General features: G+C 70.1%; 12 protein-coding genes. 2 read left to right on the top strand and 10 right to left on the bottom strand.

All coding sequences use genetic code 11. The annotated features are described in order from the left end of the window. Positions 1–476: 476 nt before the first annotated feature. A complete protein-coding gene (gene tyrS / locus ABD204_RS09430; protein ID WP_194425247.1) occupies positions 477–1,781 on the bottom strand; it encodes a tyrosine--tRNA ligase in 1,305 nt (434 codons plus the stop codon). 107 nt (positions 1,782–1,888) lie between these two features. Here tyrS and ABD204_RS09425 point away from each other — a divergent pair, with 107 nt between their 5' ends. Both ABD204_RS09425 and ABD204_RS09420 read left to right on the top strand, forming a co-directional pair. After that, a complete protein-coding gene (locus ABD204_RS09425; protein ID WP_194425246.1) occupies positions 1,889–2,497 on the top strand; it encodes a DNA-binding protein in 609 nt (202 codons plus the stop codon). Positions 2,498–2,873: 376 nt separating this feature from the next. Next, a complete protein-coding gene (locus ABD204_RS09420) occupies positions 2,874–3,095 on the top strand; it encodes a hypothetical protein (protein ID WP_241748068.1) in 222 nt (73 codons plus the stop codon). An 18-nt stretch (positions 3,096–3,113) separates the two neighbouring features. On the opposite strand, the gene argH is transcribed toward ABD204_RS09420, so the two are convergent. The 9 genes from argH to ABD204_RS09375 form a co-directional block, all read right to left on the bottom strand. Further along, positions 3,114–4,544 carry an argininosuccinate lyase gene (argH, locus tag ABD204_RS09415; protein WP_194425245.1) on the bottom strand — a complete coding sequence of 477 codons (1,431 nt, stop codon included), beginning with the start codon at positions 4,542–4,544 and terminating at the stop codon, positions 3,114–3,116. Positions 4,545–4,553: 9 nt separating this feature from the next. Beyond that, positions 4,554–5,696, bottom strand: coding sequence for a heparan-alpha-glucosaminide N-acetyltransferase domain-containing protein (locus ABD204_RS09410; RefSeq protein ID WP_194425269.1), 1,143 nt, complete (start codon positions 5,694–5,696; stop codon positions 4,554–4,556). Between the two features lie 53 nt (positions 5,697–5,749). Continuing rightward, the gene (gene argF / locus ABD204_RS09405; RefSeq protein ID WP_194425244.1) at positions 5,750–6,673 is read right to left on the bottom strand and encodes an ornithine carbamoyltransferase; all 924 of its coding nucleotides are present in this window, start codon (positions 6,671–6,673) and stop codon (positions 5,750–5,752) included. Continuing rightward, the gene (locus tag ABD204_RS09400) at positions 6,670–7,920 is read right to left on the bottom strand and encodes an acetylornithine transaminase (protein ID WP_194425243.1); all 1,251 of its coding nucleotides are present in this window, start codon (positions 7,918–7,920) and stop codon (positions 6,670–6,672) included. Before ABD204_RS09400 ends, argF begins: the two co-directional genes overlap by 4 nt. Next, entirely contained in the window at positions 7,917–8,816 is a 900-nt protein-coding gene (gene argB / locus ABD204_RS09395) for an acetylglutamate kinase (RefSeq protein WP_194425242.1), read from the bottom strand. Before argB ends, ABD204_RS09400 begins: the two co-directional genes overlap by 4 nt. Next, on the bottom strand, positions 8,813–9,970 hold the full coding sequence (argJ, locus tag ABD204_RS09390; protein WP_194425241.1) for a bifunctional glutamate N-acetyltransferase/amino-acid acetyltransferase ArgJ: 1,158 nt from the start codon (positions 9,968–9,970) through the stop codon (positions 8,813–8,815). Before argJ ends, argB begins: the two co-directional genes overlap by 4 nt. Further along, the gene (gene argC, locus ABD204_RS09385) at positions 9,967–11,076 is read right to left on the bottom strand and encodes an N-acetyl-gamma-glutamyl-phosphate reductase (RefSeq protein ID WP_194425240.1); all 1,110 of its coding nucleotides are present in this window, start codon (positions 11,074–11,076) and stop codon (positions 9,967–9,969) included. Before argC ends, argJ begins: the two co-directional genes overlap by 4 nt. A gap of 261 nt (positions 11,077–11,337) precedes the next feature. Further along, positions 11,338–13,182, bottom strand: coding sequence for a YhgE/Pip domain-containing protein (locus ABD204_RS09380; RefSeq protein WP_194425239.1), 1,845 nt, complete (start codon positions 13,180–13,182; stop codon positions 11,338–11,340). Further along, positions 13,179–16,145 (bottom strand): MMPL family transporter, encoded by a 2,967-nt coding sequence (locus tag ABD204_RS09375; RefSeq protein ID WP_194425238.1) that lies wholly within the window; start codon positions 16,143–16,145, stop codon positions 13,179–13,181. The genes ABD204_RS09380 and ABD204_RS09375 overlap by 4 nt, the downstream gene beginning before the upstream one ends. Positions 16,146–16,148: the final 3 nt, after the last annotated feature.

The following is a 16,148-nucleotide window of genomic DNA, read 5'->3' as shown; positions in this document are numbered from 1 at the left end:
CGCACCAACCAGCCCACAACCAAGCAGGCCCAGAAGGGCAACTTCACAATCATACCCCACCACAACCGGCTCCCGAACCACCCACAGCAGATCCGAAGGATCCAGGAGGATTCAGTGCCCGAAGGGCGAGAACCCCAATCCTAACGCCTCATACCGAAGTACTTCAACCGTGAGGAGTTGGGGTGGTCCGCTACTTGAGGGGGCGGGGCCTTCCGGCCGCTCCGCTCTCCCCTTTGGGGCGAACAAGGAATACATTACGTCGAATCCCCACACCCGGCAAACCCAGCTCACACCCCGGGCGTGTCGCACGCTCGTTTCCGCGAAATCACGGGGTTCGTCGCCGATGGGACGCCTTGATGCCGAGGGCGCCACCGGGACCGCTGTGGGGACGATCGGTCTCCGTGGGAACGGCAGCGCGGTGACGGCGCGGCTCGTGGTGAACGGCACCCGGTCATCCCCCCGTTCTCGTGTCGCGGTCAGTCCCCGACGAAGAGGCCTGCGAGCGTCTTCTTGCCGCGACGCAACACCGCCACGCCACCGGGGAGGTCGCCCGAGACGGTGGCCGTGTCGTCATCGACCTTTGCACCGTTCAGTGAGACGCCACCCTGCGCGATCGCGCGGCGCGCCTCGGAAAGACTCGACACCAGACCGGTACCCGCCAGCGCGTCGACGACAGGACTGCCCGCGGCGACGCGCGCATGGGGCAGTTCGTGGAGGGCCTGCCGCAACACCGTCGCGTCGAGGGAGGTCAGATCACCCTTGCCGAACAATGCGTCCGAAGCCGCGATCACCGCCTCCGTCGCCGCAACCCCGTGGACGAGCGTGGAGACCTCGAGCGCCAGTCGTCGCTGGGCCGCCCGGCGGAACGGTTCCTCCCGGACCCGCTGCTCGTACTCCGCGATCTCCGCGCTCGTGAGGAACGTGAAGACCTTCAGACGCTCGATCACGTCCGCATCATCGGTGTTGAGCCAGAACTGGTAGAACGCGTACGGGCTCGTCAGCTCCGCATCGATCCAGATCGCGTTGCCTTCGCTCTTGCCGAACTTGGTGCCGTCGCTGTTCGTGATCAGCGGGGTGCCGATGGCGTGTACAGAGACGCCCTCGACACGGTGCACCAGGTCGGTGCCGCTGGTGAGGTTCCCCCACTGGTCGCTGCCGCCGGTTTGCAACATGCAGCCGTACTGCCGGTGGAGTTCGAGAAAATCCAGTCCCTGGAGGATCTGGTAGCTGAACTCCGTGTAGCTGATGCCGGCCTCGGAGTTCAGCCGCGCACTCACGGCATCCTTCTTGATCATCGTGCCGACGCGGTAGTGCTTCCCGATCTCGCGCAGGAAGTCGATGGCCGACAGCGGGGCCGTCCAATCGAGGTTGTTCACCATCCGCGCAGCGTTGTCCCCCTCGAAGCTGAGGTACCTCTGGACCTGCTCGCGGAGTCGCTCGACCCACTCGGCGACGGTCTCGCGTGTGTTCAGGGTGCGCTCCGCCGTCGGGCGGGGATCACCGATCAGACCCGTGGAGCCGCCGACGAGCCCGAGGGGCCGGTGGCCGGCGAGCTGAAGGCGCCGCATCGTGAGCAGTTGCACCAGGTGGCCCAGGTGCAGGCTCGGCGCCGTCGGGTCGAAGCCGCAGTAGAAGGTGATCGGGTCTCCACCGAGCAGTGCTCGCAACGCCTCCTGGTCGGTGGACACATGCACGAGTCCGCGCCATACGAGTTCATCCCAGACGTTCTCGAACGCCGGGTCATTGGCGGGGGCGACCGCGCTCACGACGGTTTCAGACACCGTGAAAGGCTATCAGCGGCGCCACGCACCACCGGGCGCGCGCCACGAAGTATTTAGTCTTTACGCTAATCGTGTGCATGATTATGCCTGTGAGCTAATCTAGAGACATGTTCGTGATCACCAGCGACCAGCGCGACAGCCGCCGCGGCGAAGATCTCGTCCCGGCCGGACTCGATCTGCTCAACCGACTCGGGACCGACCGGTGGGCGGCGCAGCCGGAGCGCACCGCCGGAGACGAGATCCAGGTCGCGACCGCCGACCCCTCCCTCACGCTGACGGCGTTGCTCGCGCTGACTCGACGCGGCGACTGGAGCGTCGGGGTAGGAGTCGGTGCGGTCGAGGACCCGCTCCCCGAGAGTGTGCGGGCCGGCCGCGGCGCCGCGTTCGTCGCTGCGCGCGAGGCCGTGGAGCGCGCGAAGTCGTCGCCGTCGAGATGCGCGATCACCGGCGGTGTCGTCGCCGAGGACACCGCCGCACTGGTGGCTCTGCTGATCGATCTTCGCGACCGTCGAAGCCGGGAAGGTTGGGAGGTGCACGACCTGCTCGCCCAAGGTATGACCCAGCGTGACGCCGCGGAGCGGCTGGGCATCAGCCCCGGTGCCGTGAGCCTTCGGGCCAAGGCCGCCGGCCTCCGGCTCGAAGAGGCCGCGGTACCGGCACTCGTGCATCTGCTGGAGCACGCCGACCGCCCCCACAGTGACGTCGACGGGCCGTGACACACTGACGGGATGATCCTCCCGGAACCGGTGACCACTCTGAGCGTGGCCCTCGCGCTCCTGCTGGGCATGTCCGTCGCGCTCGTCGCAGTGATCGTCACGACCCGTCGCGCGTCGTCGCTGATCCTCACGATCGCGGCGGCGATCGCTGCGGTGATGCTGATCGTCGTGATCGTGGTCCCCGTCGATCTCCCGGTGGGCTTGGCGCTACCGGTCGCCCTGCTCGGATGCTCCGTCGCGGTCGTGGGCGGCAATCCCCTCACCCGCGAAGTGCTGCGGCGGGCCACCAGAGGCACCGTCCGAGACGGGCAGCACGGCGGCATCCTGCTGCGAACGACCCCCGACGACGACCCCCCCGGGTGTCCGGGAGGTGCTCTTGGGCGGCACCACGATCGGCTACCTCGAACGCGTCGCGACGACCCTCACGATCCTCGTCGGCTTTCCCGAGGGCCTCGCGGTGGTCGTCGCGCTCAAGGGCATCGGACGATTCTCCGAACTCGCCTCCGCCGAAGCGCGGGAACGATTCATCATCGGCACGCTCGCGAGCCTTGTATGGGCGAGCGTCATCGCCGCGACCGTCCGCCTCGCCATCTGGTGACGGGGCGCCCGGCCCACGTCAGAGCCCGAGCGCGTGCGCGGCGGTCTGCGCGCGCTCGACGAGCTCCACGCGCTGCTCGGCCACCCGTTCCGGTGCCGTTCCCCCCACACCCGTCCGACTCGCCACCGACCCCTCGATCGTGAGGACGTCCCTGACCTCCGGTGTGAGATGCGTGGAGACGGAGGCCAGGAGCTCGTCGGATGCCTCGTGCAGGTCGAGATCGCGTTCCTCGCACGCACGCACCAGGCTTCCCGAGATCTCGTGGGCCTCACGGAAGGGCACTCCCCGCTTGACCAGCCACTCCGCGACATCCGTGGCGAGGGAGAACCCGGCCGGCGCGAGCTCGGCCATGCGCACAGTGTCGAACCGGAGGGTCGCGATCATCCCCGCGAAGGCCGGGAGCACGAGCTCCAGAGTGGCCACCGAGTCGAAGACCGGCTCCTTGTCCTCCTGCAGGTCACGGTTGTAGGCGATCGGGAGCGCCTTGAGGGTCGCCAGCAGTCCGGACAGGTTGCCGATGAGGCGTCCGGATTTCCCGCGGGCGAGCTCGGCGATGTCCGGGTTCTTCTTCTGCGGCATGATGCTCGACCCCGTCGAGTACCCGTCATCGAGGGTGACGAAGCCGAACTCCCGGGTGTTCCAGAGGATGATCTCCTCCGACAGTCGGGAAAGGTCCACTCCGATCATCGCGGCGACGAATGCGAACTCCGCCACGACGTCACGGGCGGATGTGCCGTCGAGGGAGTTCTCGGACGGACGGGCCAGCCCCAACTCCTCGGCGACGAGCTGGGGATCGAGCCCCAGCGTCGAACCGGCGAGCGCACCCCCGCCATAGGGCGATACGGACGCCCGCACCGACCAGTCGCGCAGACGCTCGAGATCGCGCACCAGCGGCCACGCGTGCGCCTGGAGGTGGTGGGCCAGCAGCACCGGCTGCGCGTGCTGGAGGTGCGTGCGTCCCGGCATGATGGCCTCGGGATGTGCCTCGGCCTGCGCGGTGAGCGCGTCGATGACCCGCAGGAGGTCGCGGGCGATGAGGCGGGCGTGGTCGAGGAGGTACAGACGCACGAGCGTCGCGATCTGATCGTTTCGACTGCGCCCCGCACGGAGTTTCCCGCCCAGGTGCGGCCCGATCTCGGCGATCAGCGCCGCCTCGAGCGCTCCGTGCACATCCTCGTCGTGCGGAGCGGGAAGGAGGGTCCCCTCGGCGACGCGGGCCGCCAGCGCATCAAGGCCCGCATGCATGGCCGCCTCCTCGTCGGCATCGAGGTACCCCGCCGCCGCGAGCGCTTTGGCGTGCGCGTGCGAACCGGCCAGATCGTAGGGCGCCATCGCCCAGTCGAAGTGCGTCGACCGGCTGAGAGCCTCCAGCTCGGGCGACGGACCCGTCGCGAATCGCGCGCCCCACAGGGCGCCTTCGTTCGTGCCTTCGCTCTTGCTTTCGCTCACCGTGTCAGCCTACCGAGGCGGACGGGTGCTCTCGGCCGCGGGACCGTCGGGGATGAGGACCCGCGTCATCCGGTCGGTCGCCGCCTCCAGAGGCCCACGTCCGAGCAGAAGCGCCCACGCGGTCGCGGCGATCACGAGCGCGATCGTCAACGGCCAGAAAGGATCGAGGTCGCGGAATCCCTGGAGGTCCCCGGGGTCGCCGAGGACCACGGCTGCGATGATCGCCCAAGCGACCAGCTGTGCGGTGTAGGCGCTGAGGGGCATCGCCCCGACCGCGCGGATCGGGAGCACGCCCCATCCGATCGGGCTCATGCCGCCGGGCCGCCACCAGGGGGCGCACGCGAGCACGCACGCGCCGATCGTGGCCACGGCCAAGCCCCCGGAACCGATCACCTCGAGAAGACCGCTCGAGTGCGCACGCGCGGTCCACACGGCGCCGAGATACGACGCCCATTCGTCCGCGGGTCCGAGCCCGCTCACGGCGTTCAGCCCGTACCCGACGGTGGCGAGCACGCCACCGACCAGGACCGCGCCGAGCTGAACCGTCCGACGCGAGAGGTCGAGGCGCGCGAGGCCGAGACCGGCCAGGACGAAGGCGATCCACACCGGGAACGGATACTGCCAGCCGATGACGAGGGCGAGGGCCTCCCCCGGCGGCGTGGCCCACAACGGAAGGTCGTCGAGCAGCACCTGCACGAACGGCATGACGACCGCGATCGCCCCCGCGGTGCCGAACAGCGCCCCCGCCGGAAGCGCCAGCGCCGGCAGCGCGAGCAGGAACAGCAGCGCATAGGCGGGGAGGATCACATAGACCGGGACCCCGGTCGCAATCAGCAGCATCCCGAGCACCCACAGGATCGCCGCACGCAGGGCGATGCGCCGCCGGGCGATCCCGAGCCGCCGACCGGTCACCGGACGGGCCCCGCCGGTGAGCAGGCCGAGCGACACACCGGCCAGCGTCGCGAACAGGATCGACGACCGACCCGAGGCGAGGTTCGCCCAGGTGGAGGGATCGCCCAGCTCGACGCTGTCGCCCAGCCACAGCAGATGCGCGGCGAGCATCCCGATCACGGCGAGACCGCGCGCCAGATCGACCCCCGCGACGCGACGGGGGCCGTTCAGCTGATCCCACCCGCGCGCCAGGCCGATCATCGGTGTCACCCCGCCCCGCCTTCCGGTCGGCTCCGGTCCGGTTCCGCGTCGGGTCAGTCCTGGCGCAACAGCCAGACCAACAGCGCTTTCTGCGCGTGCAGCCGGTTCTCGGCCTCGTCCCACACGACGCTCTGCGGACCGTCGATGACCTCGGCGTCGACCTCGTACCCGCGATCGGCAGGAAGGCAATGGATGAAGATGGCGTCGTCCTGCGCGAGGCGCATGAGGTCGGTGGTGACCTTGTAGTCGCCGAGGTCCCGAAGACGCGCGAGCTTCTCCTCCTCCTTGCCCATGGAGACCCAGGTGTCGGTGACGACCACGTCGGCTCCCGCGGCGGCCTCGTGAGGATCGGTCAACAGGGTCACCGACCCGCCCGTCTCGGCCGCACGACGGTCGGCGTCGGCGATCACGTCGTCACGCGGCGCATAGTGCTCCGGCGAAGCGACCCGCACATGCATCCCCGCCGTCACCCCGGCGAGGATGTACGAGTGCGACATGTTGCTGCGACCGTCGCCGAAGAACGCGAGGGTGAGCCCCTCGAGGTCGCCCTTGTGCTCACGGATCGTCAACAGATCCGCCAGAAGCTGGCACGGGTGGAAGTCGTCGCTGAGCGCGTTGACGACCGGCACCCGCGTCCCCTTCGCCATCTGCTCGAGGCCGGCCTGCGCGTAGGTCCGCCACACGATCGCCGCGACCTGGCGCTCGAGCACCCGCGCGGTGTCCGCCGGGGTCTCTTTCCCACCCAGCTGACTGTTCGCGGTCGAGATCACCAACGGAGACCCTCCCAGGTCGGCGATGCCGACCGCGAAGGACACCCGGGTGCGCGTCGACGACTTGTCGAAGATCACCGCCACCGTCTGCGGCCCCTCGAGCGGCTTCAGCTTCCAGCGATCCTTCTTCAACGCCAGGGCGAGGTCGAGGATCTCGGATTGCTCGGCCGCGGTGAGGTCGTCGTCGCGGAGCAGGTGGCGGGTCATGCGGATACCTCCGTCGTGGCCGATTCGTCGGCGTCCAGCAGAACGGACCCCTCCACCGTGGCCAGCGCCTTGGTGAACAGTCCGATGAAGTCATCGATCTCGACGTCGCCGATGTTCAGCGGCGGAGCCACCCGCACCGTCGACGGGTTGGCGGCGTTGACGATGAGGCCGTGCTCCTGCGCGGCGGCGACCACCGCACCCGCGACAGGGTGCCGCAACGCGACGCCGATGAGCAGACCCCGGCCGCGCGTGCCCGCCACCAGTGGGGATCCGATTGCCGCGATGCGCTCCCGCAGCTGTGCGCCGCGTGCGGAGGCGTTCTCGACAAGATCCGCGCGCTCGATCTCGCCCAGCACCGCCAATGACACGGCGGTGCCCAGGGCGTTGCCCCCGAAGGTCGAACCGTGCGTCCCCGGGTAGAACAGTTCGCTGGTGTCTCCGAAGGTGACCAGCGCGCCGATCGGGAACCCCCCACCGATGCCCTTGGCGACCGTGATCGCATCCGGGACGATCGCGGCGTGCTGGAACCCGAACCACCGGCCCGTACGCCCGGCGCCGGTCTGGATCTCGTCGACGATCAGCAGAGCCCCGTGGCGCGAGGTGAGCTCGCGTGCCGCATGCAGATACCCGTCGGGTAGGTCGACCACGCCGGCTTCTCCCTGGATCGGCTCGATGACCAGTGCGGCGACGTCGTCGCCCATGGCGGCCTCGAGCGCCTCGACGGTCGGTGCGATGTGCTCGACACCGGGCACCATCGGCAGGAACGGTTCCTGCATGGCGGGTTTGCCGGTGAGGGCGAGGGTTCCCATGGTGCGCCCGTGGAAGGCGTTCTCGAGCGTCAGGATGCGCGGTCGCGCGGCCCGCCCCTCGCGCGCGGTGCCGTGCAGACGTGCGAGCTTGAACGCGGCCTCGTTGGCCTCGGCACCCGAGTTGGCGAAGTAAACGCGACCGCGCGGCCCCGTCCCCGCGAGCTGCTTGAGCTTGGCCGCGAGCGCCAGCTGCGGAGGCGTCGCGAAGTAGTTGGACACGTGCGCGAGGGTCGCCGCCTGCGTCGCCACCGCATCCACGAACACCGGATGCGCGTGACCGAGGGAGTTCACCGCGATGCCGGCCAGGAAGTCGAGGTAGCGTGTACCGCCCTCGTCCCACACGTAGGCGCCCTCGCCGCGCACGAACAGCGCGAATCGATCTCCCACGTTGCGGACCAGATCACGCCCTGCGTGGTCCCGCCATGTCGCGTCGCTCATCCGTTCACCACCTCGGTCCCGATTCCCTTGTTCGTGAGGATCTCCACCAGCACCGAGTGCGGCACGCGCCCGTCGATGATCGCCGCCGTCTCGACACCCCCCTGGACCGCGTGCAGACATGCGGTCATCTTGGGGATCATCCCCGACTCCAGACTCGGGAGCATCGCGGTCAATTCGCTCGCCGTCAGATGCGAGACCAGCGAATCGCGATCGGGCCAGTCGGCGTAGAGCCCGGGGACGTCGGTGAGCACGACGAGCTTCGCGGCGCCGAGGGCGACCGCGAGGGCCGAGGCCGCCGCATCCGCGTTCACGTTCAGCGAGTGCCCCTGGTTGTCCCGGTCGGGGGCGATGCTGGAGACGACCGGGATGCGGCCGGCCTCGAGCTGATCGATCACGGGCTGCGGATCGACGCTCACGACATCACCCACGCGACCCAGGTCGTGTTCGACACCGTCGAGCACGACGCCACGCCGGCGCCCGGTGAACAGCCCGGCGTCCTCCCCCGACAGCCCCGTCGCGAGCGGACCGTGCGCGTTGATCCTGGCCACCAGCTGCGGATTGATCTGGCCGGTGAGCACCATGCGCACCACCGAGATCGCCTCGGTGGTGGTGACGCGGTAGCCGCCCTTGAACTCGCTCGGGATCTCGAGGCGGTCCAGCATCGACGAGATCTGCGGTCCGCCGCCGTGCACCACCACCGGCTTGACCCCCACATGGCGCAGATAGGCGATATCGGCGGCGAAGGCCTCTTGGAGTTCGTCGGAGACCATTGCGTTGCCGCCGTACTTGATCACCACGATCTGGTCGCGGAAACGCTGCAGCCACGGAAGCGACTCGATCATCGCCTCCACCCTGGCGCTGGCGGCGGTCGGGTCGGTGTCCTGGATGTCGGTCATGAGGAGTATGCGCTGTTCTCGTGGACGTAGTCGTGGGTGAGGTCGTTGGTGTAGATCGTCGCCGCCGCGTCGCCGACCCGCAGGTCGATCAACACGTGCGTCGCACGCGGCGTCAGGTCGACGTCCTCGCGGGGCCGGTCGGGGCCGCCCGCGGTGCACACACGCACACCGTTCATCGACACGTCGACGTCATACGGGTCGAACTGTGCGTCGGTGGTGCCGATGGCGGCGAGCACCCGACCCCAGTTCGGGTCGTTTCCGAAGATGGCCGCCTTGAACAAGTTGTTGCGGGCCACCGAGCGCCCCACCTCGACCGCGTCGTCCTCCGTCACAGCGCCGACGACCTCGATCGTGACGTCGTGGCTGGCGCCCTCCGCGTCCGCCTGGAGCTGCATCGCGAGATCGGTGCACACCTCGATCAGCGCGGCCCGGAAGGCGTCGGGGTCCGGAGCGACCCCGGATGCGCCGCTGGCCAGGAGCGTGACCTGGTCGTTGGTCGACATGCAACCGTCCGAGTCGAGCCGGTCGAAGCTGACGCGCGTGGCGGCGCGCAGATGGGCGTCGGCGTCGGCGGGCTCGAGCACGGCGTCGGTCGTGACGACCACGAGCATCGTCGCAAGTCCCGGGGCGAGCATCCCCGCGCCCTTGGCCATCGCGCCGATCGTCCACCCGTCACGGGTGCGTACCGAACGCTTCGGGCGCGAGTCGGTGGTCATGATCGCCAGGGACGCGTCCTCTCCCCCGTCGGTCGACAACGCCGCGATCGCCTTCTCGGTGCCCTCGAGCACCTTGCCCCGGAAGACCTCGTCTCCGGTCCCGATGAGCCCGGTCGAGCACACCACCACGTCCCCTGCACCGATCCCGAGCAGGTCCGCGGCCTTCTCCGCGGTCTGGTGGGTGGTCTGGAACCCGAAGCTGCCGGTGAAGCAGTTCGCCCCTCCGGAGTTGAGCACGATCGCCTCGACGGCACCGTCCTTCACGACCTGCTCGGACCACAGGATCGGGTTCGCTTTGGCACGGTTGGACGTGAACACCGCCGCCCCGGTCTTGCGCGGACCGCGGTTCACGACGACGGCGACGTCCGGCTTGCCGGTGGAGTTGAGACCGACGGCGACGCCGGCTGCTTCGAATCCCTGCGGTGCGGTGACGCTCACGGAGCCACTCCGTTCATGCTGAGGGCCCGGTCCTCGGGGAGTCCGAGCGCGATGTTCATGGATTGGATGGCCGCGCCCGCCGTCCCCTTGACGAGGTTGTCGACGGCGGCGACGACCACGACGCGGTTCGCCGACCGGTCGATCGCGAGGCCGAGCAGGGCCGTGTTCGCCCCCGCGACATCCGCCGTGCGCGGAAAGACCCCCTCGGGGAGCAGCTGCACAAAGGTCTCGTCCGCGTAGGCGGACTCCCACGCGTCGCGAATCTGCGCATCCGTCGTCCCGGGCACGATCGGCGCGGTGGAGGTGGCCAGGATGCCCCGCGACATCGGCACGAGCACGGGAGTGAACGAGATACCGATGCCCTGTCCGTCGGAGAAACGCGCTGATGTCGGAGACTTTTGCGCAGAACCTCCGACATCGGATCGATTCTCCGACATCGCCGCGGCGAGGGCCTGCCGGATCTCCGGGATATGACGGTGCGTGCCGCCGACCGCATAGGGGTTCGCCGTCCCCAGGATCTCGGCGGCCAGCAGGTTCGTCTTCAGGGCCTTGCCGGCACCGGAGGGGCCGACGGCGAGCACACTGACGATGTCGGACGGGTCGATCACGCCCGCCGCGACACCCGGCGCCAGGCTCAAGCTCACCGTGGACGCGTTGCACCCCGGCGCGGCGATCCGTGTCGCGCCGGCCAGGCGCGCGCGCTGCTTGCCGCCACCGATGATCAGCTCGGGCACGCCGTAGGTCCACGGCTCGTGGAAATCACCGCCGTAGAACGCGTTCCACGCCTCTTCCGACTCGAGGCGGTGGTCAGCGCCCGCGTCGATCACGAGCGCCGCGTCTCCGAGCGCATCGGTGTACTGCCCCGACTGCCCGTGCGGGAGGGCGAGGAAGACGACATCGTGTCCGGCGAGCACCTCCGGGGTGGTCTCCTGGATGGTCAGGTGCGCCAGCGATCGCAGGTGCGGCTGGTGCTGGATGAGAGGTTGTCCGGCGGTCGAGTGCGCCGTGACGGTGCGGATCTCGATGTCGGGGTGAGCGGCGAGCAGCCGGAGGATCTCACCGCCGGCGTAGCCGGATGCGCCGGAGACGGCGACCGAATAGGTCATGGTTCCACCTTAGTTTCGAAGGAGTCGGAGCCGGGAGACGGCGACACCCGCCGGTCCGGGAGGGACCGCGTGCGAGGTCGCCTAGAGTCGGCGGCCGCGACGGAACGAACCGAGGTGGCGTCGGCGCTGCGACGCGGCGCGCGTGGGCTCCGGGCCCACGACGAGCACCGGGCCCGGGAAGGGCGCCGTCGGGACCGAGGCAGCCGGAAGCATGGGGCTGACGATAGTCGCGCCGTCGCGGGCAGGGCAAATCGCACCGCCTCATCGCGACGGGGCTCCGGCGACCAGCCCGGCGAGCGTGCGTCGGCGTTCGCGGGCGACGGCGACCCCGGTCGCGACGACCGCGAGGATGGCCCACACCCCGAGACCGATCGCCGCCGCGAGCACGGCGTGGAGAGATCCCCCCATCAGCGCCTCGCCTCCCTGCAGGGCCACGCTCAGCGGAAGCAGCGCCACGGTGGGGTCGTGCACGCCGGCGATGAGGGTGCCCGATGCCACCAGCTGCAGCCCGAGCGCGACGGCCGACAGGACGAGTCCGATGCGACCCAGCAGCGCCACGAGGGCCTGGTGGACCAGCGCGAACGAGACGGCCGCGGCGAGGGTCAGCCCGAACGCGACGAGCAGGCGCTCGGGGGGCGATCCGAGAAGGGCGATCGCGATCCAGACCAGAACCGCCTGGAGCGTGCCGACGCCGACGGCGACGAGGGCGCTGTCCCGGGCGATCCTCACCGGCGACCGCGAGGTGGTCAGTTGCGACCGGGAAAAGGGTGCGACCACGATGAAGGTCGCCATGGCGCCCAGCCACAGCGCCACCGGGACGACCGAGGCCAACGTGGCGGCGAGGGCGTTCGGGGGGCCCGCGACCATGTCGATCGTCGAAGTGATCGGCTGGGCGACGACCGAGGCGATCTCCTTCTGCTGATCCTCGGTGTAGGACGGCACGGAGTCCGCGGCCCCCTCCGTGCCGGAGGCGACCTCCGCCGTGGCCGCACCGAGCTGTTCCAGACCCGACGCGAGGGAACCGGCACCCTCTGCGAGCAGAACCGCCCCGTACGCGGCTTCGTCGGTCAGCGCGGAGAGAGTCGTCAACCCCTGTGCGACGGGGCCGCTGATGAGCGCGATGCCCTCCGCCCCCACGGCGATCACGACGGCGTCGGCGGCATCTTCGGCGAGGGCACGACTCTGCTCGGCGATACCCGCCTCGACCGACGCCGCACCGTCCTTCAACGCTGCGACGTCGTCGAGCAGATCGCCGGCCGGGGCGCTCGGGTCGGCGACGATGACCGCTTCGAGGGCGTCGAGGGCGTCGACGCCGAGGCTCTGCTCGACCGCGAGCTCCGCGAGGACGATCGACGACGCCGCGAGGGACTCGGCCAGTCGCGCCGAGGCCGCCGCGCCGTCCGCGCTCAGCGTCCCGAGGTCGGTGGCGACGGCCGGTAGCGCGTCGATGACCCGGTCGATCTCGGCCAGCCCCTCGGCGAGCACCTGCGCGTCGTCGGTGAGTTCATCCGCCCCCGCCGCCGCCGCGTCGGTCCCCTCTTGCAGATCGTCCACGCCCTCGGCGAGTTCGGCGAGGCCGTCGTGGAGTTCGGTGAAGGCGGCGAGGGTCCCCGCGATGTACTCCTGGGTGAGCTCCTGCGAGACGTCGGCGGGCAGGCCGACGGCGACCGCCTCGGCGACCACGCCGCCGACGTAGCCGTGCTCGGTGCTGGTGTGCACCGCCAAGGTCGAGACCGAAGGATCGTCGCCGGAGATGCTGGAGACCGTCTGGGAGAAATCGCTCGGGATCGTCACGACGGCCTGGAAGGTGCCGTCGGCGAGGCCGGAGGACGCGGTGTCCGCATCCGTCAGCGTCCATGCGATGTCGTCGTCCGAGGTCACGAGGTTCTGCGTGAGGAGTTTCCCGGCGGCGACCGTCGAATCGGCGTCCTGGATCGGCACATCCAGGTTCACGATCGCGGCGGGGACCGCTGCGGTACTCGTGCGCGGTGCCAATGCCAGCACCACGAGCACCGGGGCGAGGACGGCGAGCGCGATCACGATGATCATCGGCCAGCGGGCCCGTCCGACGGCGGGCGAGGGGGTCATCGGCCAGAACGTGCTCATGCGGAGACCTCCGCCCCGGTCGAGATGCGGGGCCCGGCGGCGACGCGGACGACGGTCCGGTCGGTGGCCGGTGCCGGCGCGTCGGAGGCGACGATCACCGTCGAGGCGTGCGGTACCCGTGCGATCACCACGGCCAGGAGCTGCGCCGCCGGCTCGCGTCCCGTCACGTCGACGGCGACGATCGGCCGTCCACCGGCGAGCGCGGCGGCGACATCCAGTGCCCACCGTCCGCTGTCGTCGAGGTGCGCCACCGGCGTGTCCGGGGCGATCTCCGGCGCGCCGCCGGGTCGCAGCACGTCCAGCAGCAGGTCGAGGGTCTGCGCGGCCTCGACCGCGCGCTCCTCACGGAACGGGCCTTTCGGGGTGCGGGCGCGCAACCTCTCCTCGACGCTCTCCCCGGCCGGCGGGTCGGGCGTGACGGGCACGTATGCGGCGGTTCGGGTGACGGCGGAGCGATCGAAGGGCACGATGCGGTCGAACACGCGAAGGTCGCCGGCCGTGTCGGCCGCCCGCCCGGCCAGTGCGGCGACGACGGCGCCGGCACCACGACCGCCGACAAGAACGAGATCACCGGCATCGGCGGAGAAGGTGACCGGTTCGCTCCGACCGACGCGCAGGCCCTCGGCGTGGATCCCGCCGGCCTCCCCCGCCTGGGCCCACTCACGTTGCCGACGCATCCGCTGCACCTCCTCGCCCTCGATGTCCGCGTTCGGCAGAAGCCTGTCCAGCCAGGCGGGCAGCCACCACGCCTTGTCGCCGAGCAGCATCATCACCGCCGGCACCAGGGTCATCCGGACGATGAACGCGTCGATCAACACCCCCACGCCGAGCGCGAGCGCGATCGGCTGGATGATGGCGGACCCGCCGGGGACGAACGAGAAGAAGACCGAGAACATGATGAGCGCGGCGGCGGTGACCACCCGTGCCGAAGCGGTGAACCCGCTCAGCACGGACGCGTGCGCGTCGCGGGTCTCGGAGAACCGCTCGCGCATACGGGAGACGAGGAACACGTGGTAGTCCATCGCGAGACCGAACAGCACCGCCATGACGAGGATGGGCATGAAGCTGACCACCGGTCCGACCTTCACGACACCGACCAGGTCCGCGCCGAACCCGTGCTCGAACACGAGGGTCGCGACGCCGAGCGCCGCGCCGACGGTGAGCAGGTAGCCGACCGTCGCCGACAGCGGGACCGCGAGGGAGCGGAACATGATCGTCAGCAGCACGATGCACAGACCGACGACCACGATGGCGAACGGCGGCAGCGCCGCGCCGAGGCGGTCGGAGATGTCGATGGCCAGGGCCGTCTGCCCGGTCACCTCGTACGTGAAGCCGTTCTTCTCCTCGAAGGCCGGCGCCATGGCACGGAGGGTACTGACCAGCTCGGCGGTCTTCGTGTCGGCGGGCGCGCTGTCGGGGATGATCGTGAGCACCGCGAGGTCGAGGGCCTCGTTCGGGACGGCCTGGGTGGTCGAGGCGACGTCGGGTACCGAGGAGAACTCGTCGTCCAGCGCGGTCAGTGCGTCTTCGACGTCCAGGGTCTCGGAGATGTCGGCGGTGATGACCAGTGGGCCGTTGAAGCCGGGGCCGAACCCGCTGTCGAGCATGTCGTAGGCGGTGCGCGCCGTCGTCCCCTCGGGGTCGTATCCCGCATCGGGGAGCGTCAGGCGCAGCCCCATCGCCGGCAGTGCCACGGCGATGAGTGCGGCGAAGACGAGGACGATCGTCACCACGGGCGAGGCCGTCACCAGACGACCCCAGAACGCGGGTCGTCGCGCAGCGGCCGGTATGGAGCGGTCCGGTGCATCGGTGTCGGGGCCGCTCTCGGCTCCCTCCGCCGTCTCCGCATCTGCGACATCGGGGTTCGAGGGCTCCTCCGCCGGCGCCTCGGTCGCCTCGTCGGCGGTGTCGCCCTCGGGGGAACTTCTGCGGGGGCGGAGTGCGCGGCCGAGCACGGCCAGGATCGCCGGCAGCAGTGTCACGGCGACGGCGAGCGCGCACAGCACCGCGGCGGCCGCGCCCACGCCCATCACCGTGAGGAACGGGATTCCGGCCACCGCCAGGCCCAGCAGAGCGATCATGACCGTCAGGCCCGCGAACACGACGGCGGTGCCCGCGGTCGCGATGGCCACGGCGACCGATTCCCGCACGGCCATGCCTTCTCGCAGCTGCGCACGGTGCCGCGAGGTGATCAGCAGCGAATAGTCGATGCCGACCGCCAGTCCGAGCATGGTCGCCAACAACGGCGCCGTGGAGGACACCGGCGCGAAGGCCGCCACGATGAGGATCGAGCTGGAAGCGACCCCGACGCCGATCAGCGCGGTGACCAGAGGGACCCCGGCGGCGATCACCGACACGAAGGTGACCGCGAGCACGAGGAAGGCGATGCCGAGGCCGACGACCTCGGTCCAGTCGACCCCGGACGCGGCCGTCGCGGGAAGACCCGAGTACGCGACCTGCAGACCCGCATCGACGACCGGCTTCATCGCGGATTCGATCTGGTCTTCCAGGTCGTCGCTGATCTGCGCCGACGAGACCGTGAGGTCGGCGGTGATGTAGACCATCGACCCGTCGTCGGAGATCTGGGTGGTGTTCCCCGACGACGCCGGCGTCGCCCCCGACGCGGCCATGTCGTACGGGCACTGCACCACCGCGACGTCCTCGATCGACGCGACGTCCTCACATGCCGAGGTGATCAGGTCCTGGTCGGAGGAGATGTCGGTGCCGTCGGGTGTCGCGACGACGATGCGGGTGCTCGCGCCGCTGAGTTGGGGGAACCGTTGCTCCAGCGTGTCCAGCGCATTCTGCGATTGCGTGCCGGGGATCTCGAACGAGCTCTGCAGCTGCCCGCCCAACGCGTTCGACAGTGCACCGCCTCCGAGCGCGAGGACGAGCCAGAAGGCGATCACCCACCATCGCCGCCGGGCCGAGAAGCGGCCGACTCGGTACAGGAACGACGACATCGG

This window comes from Microbacterium aquimaris (assembly GCF_039531285.1).
In the GTDB taxonomy this organism is placed as follows: Bacteria; Actinomycetota; Actinomycetes; order Actinomycetales; family Microbacteriaceae; genus Microbacterium; species Microbacterium aquimaris.
Note: the sequence above shows the minus strand (reverse complement) of the source record. Positions and strands in the feature narration are given on the sequence as shown.